We start from the raw sequence: 12791 nt of genomic DNA, 5'->3' as shown, positions 1-12791 counted from the left end.
GCAAAGTATAGCATGATTTTTGCGGCTGTGGATGTTTCCAAGAAACAAAACCGGAGACGCGGCGAGGCCGGGTCTCCGGTGCGGGTGCAGCGCCGACTTACTTCTTTTTCTTCGGCGCGATCACCATGATCATCTGGCGGCCTTCCATCTTGGGGAACTGTTCCACCTGGCCATAGGCCTCGAGATCACCCTTGAGGCGTTCGAGCATGCGCATGCCGATATCCTGGTGGGCCATTTCGCGGCCACGGAAACGCAGCGTAATCTTGGTCTTGTCACCGTCTTCGAGGAACTTGATCAGGTTACGCAGCTTGATGTTGTAGTCGCCATCATCCGTGCCCGGACGGAATTTCACTTCCTTGACCGAGATGACCTTTTGCTTCAATTTGGCTTCGTGCGCCTTCTTTTGCTCGGCGTACTTGAACTTGCCGTAATCCATCAGACGGCAGACCGGCGGATTGGCCATGGGCGCAATTTCCACGAGGTCGACGTCGGCTTCTTCGGCCAGTTTGAACGCTTCAGCCAGGCTCACGATACCCAGCGGTTCATTCTCCACGCCATTCAGACGAATCTCAGCGTGGGTAATTTCACCATTGATGCGATGCGAACGATCAGTAGCTATGGTAAATCCTTTTCAGTTAGTCAGAAAAAAGCCGCACAGCCCGACGCTTGGGGTCAGGCCTTGGCAGCAACCTCTTGCTGCAGGCGTTGCACGAAGGCGTCGATCGGCATCACGCCCAGATCGACATTGCCACGGGCACGCACGGCCACGGTGTTGGCATCCCGCTCTTTGTCGCCAATGACGACGATATACGGCACTTTTTGGACGGAATGTTCGCGAATTTTATAGGTAATCTTCTCGTTCCGCAAATCAGCCTGGACACGGAAGCCTGCTTTTCGCAACGTTGCCGTCAGGTTTTGTGCATATTCCGCCTGTGCATCAGAGATGTTGAGCACGGACACCTGGACCGGAGCCAGCCACAGCGGCATGGCGCCGGCATGGTTCTCAATCAGGATACCAATAAATCGTTCGAGGGAGCCCACGGTTGCACGGTGCAACATCACCGGCACCTTGCGGGTGTTGTCCACGGCCACGTATTCGGCGCCGAGACGGCCCGGCATCGAGAAGTCGACCTGCATCGTGCCGACCTGCCACGGGCGGCCGAGGCTGTCCTTCAGATGGTATTCGATCTTCGGGCCGTAGAAGGCGCCCTCGCCCGGCAGCTCGGTCCATTCCACGCCGCACACGCGCAGGGCCTGACGCAGCGCGTTCTCGGCGCGGTCCCAGGTGGCGTCGTCGCCGATACGGTTGTCCGGACGCAGGGCGATCTTCACGTCCACATTGGCGAAAGCGAAGTCTTTATAGACTTGCATGGCCTGGGCGTGGAAAGCCGTGACTTCGGCTTCGATCTGCTCTTCGGTACAGAAGATGTGGCCGTCGTCCTGGGTGAAGCCGCGCACGCGCATCACCCCATGCAGGGCGCCCGAGGGCTCGTTGCGGTGGCATTGGCCGAACTCGCCGTAACGCAGCGGCAGGTCGCGGTAGGAGCGCAGATCCGAGTTGTAAATCTGGATATGGCCCGGGCAGTTCATCGGCTTGAGTGCGTAGTTGCGATTTTCCGACTCGGTCGTGAACATGTTCTCGCGGTAGTTTTCCCAGTGACCGGTCTTTTCCCACAGCGAACGGTCGAGAATCTGCGGCGCCTTCACTTCCTGGTAGCCATTGTCCTGATAGGCCTTGCGCATGTACTGCTCGACCTGCTGCCAGATCACCCAGCCTTTCGGGTGCCAGAAGATCAGGCCCGGGGCCTCGTCCTGGAAGTGGAACAGGTCGAGCTGCTTGCCCAGCTTGCGGTGGTCGCGCTTCTCGGCTTCCTCCAGCATGTGCAGGTACTGTTCCTGGTCTTCCTTCTTGGCCCAGGCGGTACCGTAGACGCGGGTCAGCATCTCGTTCTTGGCGTCGCCGCGCCAGTAGGCGCCGGCCACCTTCATCAGCTTGAAGACCTTGAGCTTGCCGGTCGAGGGCACGTGCGGGCCGCGGCACAGGTCGGTGAAATTGCCTTCCGTGTAGAGCGACACGTCTTCATTGGCCGGAATCGAGGCGATGATCTCGGCCTTGTATTTTTCGCCGATCGAGTGGAAATAGGAGACGGCCTCGTCGCGCGGCAGCACCTTGCGCGTCACCGGCTCGTCCTTCTTGGCCAGCTCGGTCATTTTCTTTTCGATCGCGGCCAGGTCGTCGGGCGTGAACGGGCGCTTGTACGAGAAGTCGTAGTAGAAGCCGTTTTCGATGACCGGACCAATCGTCACCTGCGCGTCCGGATACAGCTCCTTAACGGCATAAGCCAGCAGGTGGGCGGTCGAGTGACGGATCACTTCCAGACCATCGGCATCCTTGTCGGTCACGATGGCGAGCTGGGCGTCCTGCTCGATCAGATAGGAAGTGTCGACCAGCTTGCCATCGACCTTGCCGGCCAGCGCAGCCTTGGCCAGGCCAGTGCCGATGCTGGCGGCCACCTGGGCCACGGTCACCGGGCCCTCGAAGGAACGCTGGGAACCATCGGGCAGAGTAATGTTGAGCATGCTGATCTCCTGGGGGAATACGAAATGTACAGACGAAAAAAAACGCGGACTAGCCGCGTTTTTTCTTTGAAAAGCAAGAGTAAAGAAAAGCCCTCGACTAGCGTCGCTTGAAACCTTCCAGCGTCGTAGTTCGCGGTGTCATAACCGTAACTGCCTTTCTCGCTCTTACTAAAAATTCTGGTGGGCGGTGAGGAATTCGAATCCCCGACCCCTTGGATGTCGACCAAGTATTCTAACCAGCTGAACTAACCGCCCGTCGAGACCAGAATTATAGGGAAACTCTCTCGAATGTGCAAGAGCCATTTGCGAATTGTTTTTCAGCGGCGTGAAACGAGGATGCCGCCGACGATCAGCGCGAAGGCCAGGCCATGGTAAAGATGGGGCGCCTCGCCCAGCACGGCGGCCGACAGCAGGGCCGCAAACAGCGGCGTCAGGTTCACGAAGAAGCTGCCGATGCTCGGCCCCGCGCGCTCCACTCCCGCACCCCAGCAACGAAACGCGATCACGGCCGGCCCCACCGCCACGTACAGCAGGCCCAACACGGTCGGCCAGCCCCACACGATGTGCTGAGGCCGCAAGCTCCATTCACCGACCGCAAACAAGCTCGACCACAGCACCCCGAAGGCCACCTGGGCCAGCAGAAAGGCGGCCCAGTCCTGGCGCAGGCTGTCCGGTTCGCGCCGCTGCACCAGCATCCAGCTATAAAACGACCAGACGATGGTGGCGACAATCATCAGCACATCGCCCGGCACCAGCCGCAAGCCGCGCAGCTGATGCCAGTCGCCATGGCAGATCACGATCAGCACACCGAGCACCGACAGCAGCGCCCCCAGCCACTGCGCGCGCTTGGCCGGCACGCGGAAGAACAGCGCGCCCACCACCAGCATCCAGACCGGCATGCTGGCCGCCACCAGGGTGACGTTGATCGGCCCCGAAGTCTGCAGGGCCAGATATTGGAGCGAGTTATACAGGCCAATGCCGAGCAGACCGAGCAGCGCCAGGCGGCGCCAGTAGGCCAGGCCGGCGCCGCCGCGGCGAAACGGAAAGGCGGGCGAGCGCCAGGCCAGCGCGGCCAGGATCAACAGCGCCAGAACCCAGCGCATCAGATTGAGCGTCATCGGCGGCACCAGCGGCGCCAGCAGACGGCCCACCACGGCATTGCCGGCCCACAGCACCGGCGGCACCGTCAGCAGCAGGGCCGTGCCGGCCGAGATCGGTTTCTGCATCAGGCCCCCGCCTTGTTTTTCAAGTACACTTTGCGCTCCTCATCTTTGTACACACGCATGCCGAACCAGCCCCTGCCCTCGTCCGCCCACCTGCACGCCCACCGCGCGGGCGACGCCCAGCACACCCACGTGATCGACCAGCGTCCCGCGTCCGTGCTCGGCTGGGCCCTGGCCCTGACCCTGCTGTACGCCGGCGTCGAGGTCGGCGTAGGCTTCCTGTCCAACTCCCTCGCCCTGATTTCGGACGCCGGCCACATGGTGACCGACGCCGCCGCCCTCGGCCTGGCGCTGATGGCCCAGGCCATCGCCAAGCGCCCGCCCTCAGCCCGCCATTCCTTCGGCTTCGTGCGCGCCGAAGCCCTGGCCGCCTTCGTCAATGGCCTCGCCATGCTGGCCATCGTCGGCTGGATCGTGAGCGAAGCCATCAGCCGTCTGCGTGCGCCCGAGCCCGTGCAAGGCGGCATGGTCACGGTGGTGGCCGCCATCGGCCTGGTGATCAATATTCTGGTGGCCTGGATCTTGTCGCGTGATAAGGATAGCGTGAACACGCGCGCCGCGCTGGTGCACGTCCTCGGCGATCTGCTGGGTTCGGTCGGCGCGATCGCAGCCGGCGCCATCATCTACTACACGGGCTGGCTCCAGGCCGACCCGCTGCTGTCGATCTTCGTCTCCCTGCTGATTCTGAAATCGACGATCGGTGTGCTGCGCGAGAGCTATCACTTCCTGATGGAAGGCGTGCCGCACGCGATCGACTATCTGCAGGTCGGCGCCGACCTGGCCCAGGTGCCGGGCGTGCTCAATGTGCACGACCTGCACGTCTGGGACATGTCGCCCGGCCATCCGGCCCTGATCGGCCATCTCGAAATCGCCGACCTGGCCCAATGGCCGGCCGTGCTGGCGGCCGTCAAGGCCATGCTGCTGGAAAAGCACGGCATCGACCACATCACGCTGCAGCCGGAAGTGGACGAGCACGCCCACTGAGCGCTTACTGGCGGCGCGCCTCGAGCACGCCGCTGACTTCATTGATGGCGGCAATCGCCTTCTGCAGCTGCCCGGTCGAGGAAATCTCGGCCGTGAAGACCATGCGCGCCTGGCCCTTGGCGCTTTGCGTGTTGACGCCAATGACGTTGATCTTCTCGCGCGAGAAGACCTCGGAAATATCGCGGAGCAGGCCCTGGCGGTCGGCCGCCAGAATGAACAGGTCGACCGGATAGACGGTGTCTGCCCCGGCCCGCCCCCATTCGGTGACGATCACGCGCTCAGGTGCCTTGGCGCGCATCTCGGCGAAGTTCTTGCAGGTGATGCGGTGGATCGACACGCCCTTGCCGCGCGTGACGAACCCGACGATGCCATCCGGCGGCGCCGGTTTGCAGCACTTGGCCAGCTGCGTCATCAGCCCGTCGGTGCCGACCACCAGCACGCCCGATTTGGCGCCCTGCTCCGTGCTCGAGGCGCGGCTCTTGTTGACGACGGGCGCATCGGGCGCGGCGACCTCGGGCACATCATCGTGCAGGGCCGCCTCGACATGGCGCAGGCTGAACAGATCCTTGCCGACCGCGATGAACAGTTCATCCACCTTGGGGAAACCCAGCTTCTGCGCCAGATCCTCGAGGTTGACAGCCGTTTTGCCTTCGCGTTGCAGGGATTTTTCGACCAGCGCACGGCCATGCGCAATCGTCTCTTCCAGCTCGATGGCGTGGAACCAGGCGCGCACCTTGGAGCGCGTGCGCGGGCTGACCGTATAGCCGGGGCTCAGCCAGTCGCGCGAGGGTCCGGCCGTGCCGGGCGCGCCCTTGGCCGTGATGATTTCGCAGGTCTGGCCGTTTTTCAGCGGCGTGTTCAGCGGCACCATCACCCCATCGACCTTGGCGCCGCGGCAGCGGTGGCCGACTTCACTGTGCAGGTGGTAGGCAAAGTCGATCGGCGTGGCGCCATTTGGCAGCTCGATCACGCGCGCCTGCGGCGTCAGCACGAAGATGCGGTCATCGAGCTGGGTGGCCTTGAGCTTCTCGACCCACTCGCGCTCCTTTTCCTCCTGCCCGACGACCGATTCGGTCACCTCCGACTTCCAGGCCAGCAGCTGGCGCAGCCAGGCGATCTTTTCGTCGTACTTCTGGGCCTTGAAGTTGGAGCCGCCCTCTTCCTTGTAGCGCCAGTGCGCGGCCACCCCGTACTCGGCGAAATTGTGCATTTCCTGAGTGCGGATCTGGACTTCGAGCGGACGCCCGTCTTCGGCCATGACGACCGTGTGCAGCGATTGGTAGCCGTTCGGCTTGGGGCGCGAAATATAGTCGTCGAACTCCTTGGGCAGCGGCGTCCAGATATTGTGGACCACGCCCAGCACCGTGTAGCAGGTCTTGATGTCGGCGACGATCACGCGGAAGGCGCGCACGTCGTAAAGCTCGGAGAAATCGAGCTCCTTGCCGCGCATCTTGTTCCAGATACTGAAGATGTGTTTCGGCCGCCCGAACACCTCGGCCTGGATGTCGGCCGCCTTCAGCTCATCCTGCAGCCGCTTGATCGAGGCCTGGACGAAGGACTCGCGCAGCAGGCGCTTTTCCTCCAGCATCTTGGCGATGCGCTTGTAGGTGTCCGGCTCCATGAAGCGGAAGGCCAGGTCTTCCAGCTCCCATTTCAGCTGCCAGATGCCGAGCCGGTTGGCCAGCGGCGCGTACAGGTCGAGCACTTCCTTGCCGTACTCGTGGGTCAGCTGGTCGAAGCGTTTGATCTCGGCGAAATAGCGCAGCGTCACCACGCAGGCCGACAAGCGCACCAGAATCACGCGCATATCGCTGGCCATGGCCAGCAGCATCTTGCGCAGGGTTTCGACCTGATCGGACGGGGCTTTCTTGTCGCGCCCGCCTTTCTGGGCCTCGGTGATTTCGCGCAGGCGCATCAGCTGGCGCACGCCGCCGACCATGTCGACGACTTCCTTGCCGAAGCGCGGCTCCAGCCCGGCCACCGAGGCTGGGTCGAGCATGGCCATCTCGAACATCAGGCCGGCGATACGGGTCTCGGCATCCGAGCGCAGGGTCGACAGCACGCTGCCGACCCCGAGCGCGAACTCGAACGCGCTCTGCCCATGGTGGATCAGGCGTTCGCCATAAGCCTCGGCGGCGAAATCAATCGCCGCCGCGACACGCGCGCTATCGCCCGGGCTCAGGCCGTGAACAAGCTGAGCCCGCGCACTTCCGAGCGCAGCAACCGAGACCATCGCGGATTACTTCTGTGCGGCCGTGATGCAGATTTCGACCAGGCAGGCCGGATTGGCCAGCTTGGCTTCGACCGTGGCGCGCGGCGGGGTGTGACCGGCCTCGACCCATTCATCCCAGACCGAATTCATGCCGGGGAACAGGGCCATGTCCTTGATGAAGATCTGGCACATCAGGATGCGCGTTTTGTCGCTGTTGGCCTCGGCCAGCAGACGGTCGATATGCCCGAGCACTTCGCGCGTCTGGCCGACGATGTCGGCCGCGGTGTTTTCCGCGATCTGGCCAGCCAGATAGACGGTGCCATTGTGGATGGCGATTTCGGACAGGCGCTTGCCTACGTGCAGTCGTTTGATTTCCATAACTCTCTACTTGTAAAACGGGCGGCGTCAGCCGACCAGGAATTGTCTCACAATCGCGATCTGCTCGTCGTGCAGGAAGGTCGGGGCGTGACCGACACCCGGCACCTCCACCAGACGAGCCAGGGGCCCGCGTTGCGTCATGATGTGCGCGGTCTCACGGGTGAGCAGATCGGATTGCTCACCGCGGACCAGCAAGGTCGGGCAGCGGATGGCATCGTAGGCCGCCCACAGCGCCGCCTCATCGGCCTTGGCCGATTCCGGGGTTGCCGAACGAAACGGTACGGCCAGGCCCATGTCGTAATGACGGACCCACTGGCCATCGGCATCCTGGCGCAGCACGTCGGCCGCCAGCTTATGCCATTCTTCTTCCGTATGCGGCCCGAACGGCTGCGACACGTCGCGCACGAACTTGGCCGCCATCTCAAATGTGGGGAAACGCAGCTCCTGGCCGATGTAGTCGCCGATGCGCTGCAGGGCCACCGGGTCCAGGGTCGGGCCGATATCGTTGAGCACCAGCTTCTGCACCGGATTGCCGGGCAGGCTGGCCAGGGCCATCGCGATCAGGCCGCCCATCGAGGTGCCGACGCAGGACACGCGGTCGCTGCCGTCGCCGCGCGTGACGCGCGCCAGCAGGGTCACGATGTCCGCCACATACTGCGGAATGCCGTACAGCTGCGGGTTGCGCAGCCGGCCCGAGCGGCCGCGGCCGACGATGTCGGGGCAGATCACACGGTAGCGGTCGCTCATGGCGCGCGCCAGATTGTCGAAGTCGTCCCCGACGCGAGTCACGCCGTGCAGGCAGACCAGCACATTCGGGTTATCGGCCGCGCCCCACTCCTTGTAGGACAGATGATGCAAGCCGGCCAGCGAAATGCATTGCACCGTCTTGATCTGGGCCTCGCTCATGTGCACTCCTTCAAGATCGCGCTTCACGCGCGTCGATGTGATTAATATGCCCATTTTAGCGGGCGTTCCGAATAGAATTCTACCTGACCAGTTTTCTTCCACCATCTCCACAGAGGATTGTATGACGCAAGCACTACTTAGCGGTAAAACTGCACTGGTGACGGGCTCCACATCGGGCATCGGCCTCGGCATCGCGCGCACCCTGGCCGCCCAGGGCGCCAACATCCTGTTCAACGGCTTCGGCGATGCGCAGGAGATCGAACAGCTGCACCAGGGCGTGGCCCAGGAGTTTGGCGTGAAAACGGCCTACCACGGCGCCGACATGTCCAAGCCCGAGCAAATCGCCGACATGATCGCCTATGCCGACCAGACCTTCGGCGGCGTCGATATCCTGGTCAACAATGCCGGCATCCAGTTTGTCGCGCCGATCGACCAGTTCCCGGTCGAGAAATGGGACGCCATCCTGGCCATCAATCTGAGCTCGGCCTTCCACACCACGCGCCTGGCCCTGCCCGGCATGAAGGCCAAGAACTGGGGCCGCATCATCAATATCGCCTCGGTGCACGGCCTGGTGGCCTCGGCCGAAAAATCGGCCTATGTGGCGGCCAAGCACGGCCTGGTCGGCCTGACCAAGGTCACGGCCCTGGAAAATGCCCACACCGGCATCACCTGCAATGCCATCTGCCCGGGCTGGGTGCTGACCCCGCTCGTGCAAAAGCAGGTCGACGCGCGCGCCGCCAAGGACGGCACCAGCATCGAGGCCGCCAAAAAAGCCCTGCTGTCGGAAAAGCAGCCCTCGGGCGAATTCGTCACGCCCGAAGAACTGGGCGCGCTGGCCGTGTTCTTCTGCAGCCCGGCCGGCGACCAGGTGCGCGGCGTGGCCTGGAATATGGACGGCGGCTGGGTCGCCCAGTAAGCCCGGCCCGTTTCGGGCTATGATGGCGCGTTCACGATTTCAGGAATGAAAACATGCGCCATCTACTTGTCGTCCTTGCCCTCATCTGCGGCCTGGCCCGGGCCGCCGACCCCGCCGTGCTGCTCGAACCGGCGGCCGTCTGGACCGGCGATAGCGCGCCCCACAGCGGCTGGGCCGTGCTGGTCGAAGGCAAGCGCATCACGGCGGTCGGACCGGCCGCCAGTCTGCGGGTGCCGGCCAACGCGCGCCGCATCGCCCTGCCCGGCAAGACCCTGATCCCCGGTCTGATGGACCTGCACTCGCACGTGCTGCTGCACCCGTATAACGAAGTGCTGTGGGACGACCAGGTGCTGAAAGAGCCGATCGAATACCGCAGCATGCTGGCCGTGCGCCACGCCGCTCTCACCCTGCAGTCCGGCTTCACCACGCTGCGCGACCTCGGCACTGAGGGCGCCGAGTATGCCGACGTGTCGATCAAGCGCGCGATCGACGAAGGCATCATCCCCGGCCCGCGCCTGCTGATCGCCACCAAGGCCATCGTCGCCACCCACACCTACGGCCCGGCGCCGCGCAACTACCGCCACGACCACGCCTTCCCCCAGGGCGCGCAGGAAGTCACCGGCGTGGACGAAGCCGTGAAAGCCGTGCGCGAGCAGGCCGCCCACGGCGCCGACTGGATCAAGTTCTATGCCGACTACCGCTTCGGCCCGAACGGCACGGCGCGCCCCACCCTGTCGCAGGAAGAAATGAATGCCATCGTCCAGGCCGCGCACCAGTCGGGCCGCAAAGTGGCCGCCCATGCCGCCACCGACGACGCGATCCGCATGGCCGTGCTGGCCGGGGTCGATACCATCGAACACGGCTATGGCGCCAGCGAGGCGACCTTCCGCCTGATGGCCGAGCGCAAGACCGTCTACGTCCCCACGCTGACCGCGCCCGAAGCGACCAGCGAATACTTTCAGAAGTACCAGCGCGGCGGCCCGCCGAGCGCATCGATGCAGCAGGCCGCGCGCGCCTTCCAGCTGGCGCGCAAGCTCGGCGTGACGATCGCTTGCGGCAGCGACGTCGGCGTGTTCGCCCACGGCACCAGCGCGCGCGAGCTGATCTGGATGGTCAAGCTTGGCATGAGCCCGCTGGAAGCCCTGCGCAGCGCCACCGTGGTCGCGGCCCAGGTCATCGACAAGAGTGCCGAGCTGGGCGCCATCCAGAACGGCCTGCTGGCCGACCTGGTGGCCGTCGAAGGCGACCCCACGCGCGACATCGGCGCCGTGCAGCAAGTGCGCTTCGTGATGAAGAACGGCGAGGTCGTGCGGCACGATTGAGGTGCGTGCCTGCACCGGCGTGGGTGGGGCCTACGTAGTTTCCACTATGCGTAATCCACAATAGCGCCCCAAGGCAGTGCGCGCGATGATGCGATTCATCCTCCACCCTCGCCGCATCGCGCCATGAAAAAGCCCTTCTACAAGATCCTCTACGTCCAGGTGTTGTTTGCCATCGCCTGCGGCGTGCTGCTCGGGGTCTGGTATCCCAGTCTCGCCACCGACATGAAGCCGCTCGGCGACGGCTTCATCAAGCTGATCAAGATGATCATTGCCCCGGTGATCTTCTGCACCGTGGTGTCCGGTATCGCCGGCATGCAAGACATGAAGAAGGTCGGCCGCGTCGGCGGCAAGGCCCTGCTGTATTTCGAGGTGGTGTCGACGATCGCCCTGATCATCGGCCTGATCGTGGCTAATTACATGCAACCGGGTGCCGGCTTCAATGCCGATCCGGCCAAGCTCGACACCAAGGCCATCGCCGAGTTCACGGCCAAGGCCAAGGCCCAGTCGACCGTCGACTTCGTGCTCAACATCATCCCCAGCACCTTTGTCGATGCCTTTGCCAAGGGCGACATCCTGCAGGTGCTGCTGATTGCGATCCTGTTCGGTTTCGCCATCTCGCGCATGGGCGAGTTTGGCCGCCCGGTCACCCAGGCCATCGACGTGATTTCGCATGCCGTGTTCGGCGTGGTGGCCATCATCATGAAGGCCGCCCCGATCGGCGCGTTCGGCGCCATGGCCTTCACGATCGGCAAATTCGGCCTGGCCTCGCTGCTGCCGCTGATGAAACTGATGGGCTCCTTCTATCTGACCTGCCTGCTGTTCGTGTTCGTCGTGCTGGGCACCATCGCCCGCATGACCGGTTTCTCGATCACGCGTTTCATCAGCTATATCAAGGAAGAGCTGCTGATCGTGCTCGGCACCTCGTCCTCGGAGAGCGCCCTGCCCGGCCTGATGCGCAAGCTCGAGAAGCTTGGCTGCTCCAAGCCGGTGGTTGGCCTGGTCGTGCCGACCGGCTATTCGTTCAACCTTGACGGCACCAATATCTACATGACGATGGCCGCCCTGTTCGTGGCCCAAGCCACCAATACCGACCTGACCCTGACCCAGCAGCTGACCATCCTCGGCGTCGCCATGCTGACTTCGAAAGGCGCATCGGGCATCACCGGCGCCGGCTTCATCACCCTGGCGGCCACGCTGGCCGTGGTGCCGACGATCCCGGTGGCCGGCATGGCCCTGATCCTCGGCATCGACCGCTTCATGAGCGAATGCCGCGCGCTGACCAATTTCGTCGGCAACGGCGTGGCCACGATCGTCGTCTCGAAGTGGGAAAAAGAGCTCGACCAGGCAACGCTGGCGCGCGAACTCGCCCATCCCACGACCGAGGTGCACAGCGCACCCGTGTCGGTGCCTGACACCGCCAAATAATTCCCCGCACCAACCCCAAGGGGCCGCAACAGCGGCCCTTTTTTTCGCCCAGAAAAATCGGGGGCAGACCCCATTTATCTGCGGGGAAAAATGGGGTCTGACCCCATTTTTTCTAACCGGCTACGCCGCGCTAAAAGAAAAAGGCCGGCATCGCTGCCGGCCTTTTTTACGCCATCGCTTGCCGCGTTATACGGCCGACAGGTCGAGCGGCACGCCGGTGGCGGCCTGGATCTGCTCCTTGGTGACGCCCGGTGCGAGCTCCGTTACTTTCAAAACAGAACCCGTTACTTCCATAACACCGAGGTCGGTGATGATCAGGTCGACCACGCCCACGCCCGTCAACGGCAAGGTGCAGGCCGGCAGGATCTTGTGCGAGGTGCTGCCATCCTTGGCCGTGGCCACATGTTCCATCAGCACCACGACGCGCTTGACCCCGGCCACCAGGTCCATCGCTCCGCCCATGCCTTTCACCATCTTCCCGGGGATCATCCAGTTGGCCAGATCGCCCTTGTCCGACACCTGCATGGCGCCGAGGATGGCCAGGTTGATTTTGCCGCCGCGGATCATGCCGAAGGAGTCGGCCGAGCTGAAGAAGGCCGCGCCCGGCAGCGCCGTCACGGTCTGCTTGCCCGCATTGATCAGGTCGGCGTCGACTTCCGCTTCGCTCGGGAAGGGGCCGATGCCGAGCAGGCCGTTTTCCGACTGCAGGAAGACTTCGATATCGGCCGGCACATAGTTGGCCACCAGGGTCGGCAGACCAATGCCGAGGTTCACATAAAAGCCGTCTTGCAGCTCTTTGGCCGCGCGTGCAGCCATTTCATTACGATTCCATGCCATGTTCTGTC

11 protein-coding genes and 1 tRNA gene are annotated in these 12791 nt (G+C 63.5%); 4 read left to right on the top strand and 8 right to left on the bottom strand.

What is annotated here, in order from left to right:
• Positions 1-97: 97 nt before the first annotated feature.
• The 4 genes from infC to LZ005_RS06740 form a co-directional block, all read right to left on the bottom strand.
• A complete protein-coding gene (gene infC / locus LZ005_RS06755) occupies positions 98-619 on the bottom strand; it encodes a translation initiation factor IF-3 (RefSeq protein WP_237806132.1) in 522 nt (173 codons plus the stop codon).
• Between the two features lie 53 nt (positions 620-672).
• Positions 673-2580: a threonine--tRNA ligase gene (thrS, locus tag LZ005_RS06750; protein ID WP_237805973.1), complete on the bottom strand. Its 1908-nt coding sequence runs from the start codon at positions 2578-2580 to the stop codon at positions 673-675.
• Between the two features lie 178 nt (positions 2581-2758).
• A tRNA-Val gene (locus tag LZ005_RS06745) sits at positions 2759-2835 on the bottom strand.
• Positions 2836-2897: 62 nt separating this feature from the next.
• Complete coding sequence (locus LZ005_RS06740; RefSeq protein WP_237805971.1) at positions 2898-3806, bottom strand: DMT family transporter; 909 nt, start codon at positions 3804-3806, stop codon at positions 2898-2900.
• 57 nt (positions 3807-3863) lie between these two features.
• Between LZ005_RS06740 and LZ005_RS06735 the strand changes: the two genes are divergently transcribed.
• Positions 3864-4787, top strand: a complete 924-nt coding sequence (locus LZ005_RS06735) for a cation diffusion facilitator family transporter (protein ID WP_237805969.1) — start codon at positions 3864-3866, stop codon at positions 4785-4787.
• A 4-nt stretch (positions 4788-4791) separates the two neighbouring features.
• Here the strand turns inward: LZ005_RS06735 and LZ005_RS06730 are convergent, their stop codons facing one another.
• The 3 genes from LZ005_RS06730 to LZ005_RS06720 are packed head-to-tail and all read right to left on the bottom strand — an operon-like array spanning position 4792 to position 8283.
• Entirely contained in the window at positions 4792-7020 is a 2229-nt protein-coding gene (locus LZ005_RS06730) for a bifunctional (p)ppGpp synthetase/guanosine-3',5'-bis(diphosphate) 3'-pyrophosphohydrolase (RefSeq protein WP_237805967.1), read from the bottom strand.
• 6 nt (positions 7021-7026) lie between these two features.
• On the bottom strand, positions 7027-7377 hold the full coding sequence (locus LZ005_RS06725) for a RidA family protein (protein ID WP_237805965.1): 351 nt from the start codon (positions 7375-7377) through the stop codon (positions 7027-7029).
• Between the two features lie 27 nt (positions 7378-7404).
• Positions 7405-8283 (bottom strand): alpha/beta fold hydrolase, encoded by an 879-nt coding sequence (locus tag LZ005_RS06720; RefSeq protein WP_237805963.1) that lies wholly within the window; start codon positions 8281-8283, stop codon positions 7405-7407.
• Between the two features lie 121 nt (positions 8284-8404).
• Here LZ005_RS06720 and LZ005_RS06715 point away from each other — a divergent pair, with 121 nt between their 5' ends.
• From LZ005_RS06715 to LZ005_RS06705, 3 genes are all read left to right on the top strand, one after another.
• Complete coding sequence (locus tag LZ005_RS06715; RefSeq protein WP_237805961.1) at positions 8405-9199, top strand: 3-hydroxybutyrate dehydrogenase; 795 nt, start codon at positions 8405-8407, stop codon at positions 9197-9199.
• Positions 9200-9252: 53 nt separating this feature from the next.
• Positions 9253-10521, top strand: a complete 1269-nt coding sequence (locus LZ005_RS06710) for an amidohydrolase family protein (protein ID WP_237805959.1) — start codon at positions 9253-9255, stop codon at positions 10519-10521.
• Positions 10522-10644: 123 nt separating this feature from the next.
• On the top strand, positions 10645-11946 hold the full coding sequence (locus tag LZ005_RS06705) for a dicarboxylate/amino acid:cation symporter (protein WP_237805957.1): 1302 nt from the start codon (positions 10645-10647) through the stop codon (positions 11944-11946).
• A 186-nt stretch (positions 11947-12132) separates the two neighbouring features.
• On the opposite strand, the gene LZ005_RS06700 is transcribed toward LZ005_RS06705, so the two are convergent.
• The gene (locus LZ005_RS06700; protein ID WP_237805955.1) at positions 12133-12783 is read right to left on the bottom strand and encodes a CoA transferase subunit B; all 651 of its coding nucleotides are present in this window, start codon (positions 12781-12783) and stop codon (positions 12133-12135) included.
• Positions 12784-12791 lie beyond the last annotated feature (8 nt).

It is taken from the genome of Massilia sp. TS11 (genome assembly GCF_022012445.1).
Lineage (GTDB): Bacteria > Pseudomonadota > Gammaproteobacteria > Burkholderiales > Burkholderiaceae_D > Telluria.
Note: the sequence above shows the minus strand (reverse complement) of the source record. Positions and strands in the feature narration are given on the sequence as shown.

What these genes read in the sequence shown, in the direction of transcription:
- LZ005_RS06720 (WP_237805963.1), bottom strand. Translation starts at nt 8,283, where the DNA reads ATGAGCGAGGCCCAGATCAAGACGGTGCAATGCATTTCGCTGGCCGGC.
- LZ005_RS06735 (WP_237805969.1), top strand. Translation starts at nt 3,864, where the DNA reads ATGCCGAACCAGCCCCTGCCCTCGTCCGCCCACCTGCACGCCCACCGC.
- LZ005_RS06725 (WP_237805965.1), bottom strand. Translation starts at nt 7,377, where the DNA reads ATGGAAATCAAACGACTGCACGTAGGCAAGCGCCTGTCCGAAATCGCC.
- LZ005_RS06715 (WP_237805961.1), top strand. Translation starts at nt 8,405, where the DNA reads ATGACGCAAGCACTACTTAGCGGTAAAACTGCACTGGTGACGGGCTCC.
- LZ005_RS06740 (WP_237805971.1), bottom strand. Translation starts at nt 3,806, where the DNA reads ATGCAGAAACCGATCTCGGCCGGCACGGCCCTGCTGCTGACGGTGCCG.
- LZ005_RS06710 (WP_237805959.1), top strand. Translation starts at nt 9,253, where the DNA reads ATGCGCCATCTACTTGTCGTCCTTGCCCTCATCTGCGGCCTGGCCCGG.
- thrS (WP_237805973.1), bottom strand. Translation starts at nt 2,580, where the DNA reads ATGCTCAACATTACTCTGCCCGATGGTTCCCAGCGTTCCTTCGAGGGC.
- LZ005_RS06730 (WP_237805967.1), bottom strand. Translation starts at nt 7,020, where the DNA reads ATGGTCTCGGTTGCTGCGCTCGGAAGTGCGCGGGCTCAGCTTGTTCAC.
- LZ005_RS06705 (WP_237805957.1), top strand. Translation starts at nt 10,645, where the DNA reads ATGAAAAAGCCCTTCTACAAGATCCTCTACGTCCAGGTGTTGTTTGCC.
- LZ005_RS06700 (WP_237805955.1), bottom strand. Translation starts at nt 12,783, where the DNA reads ATGGCATGGAATCGTAATGAAATGGCTGCACGCGCGGCCAAAGAGCTG.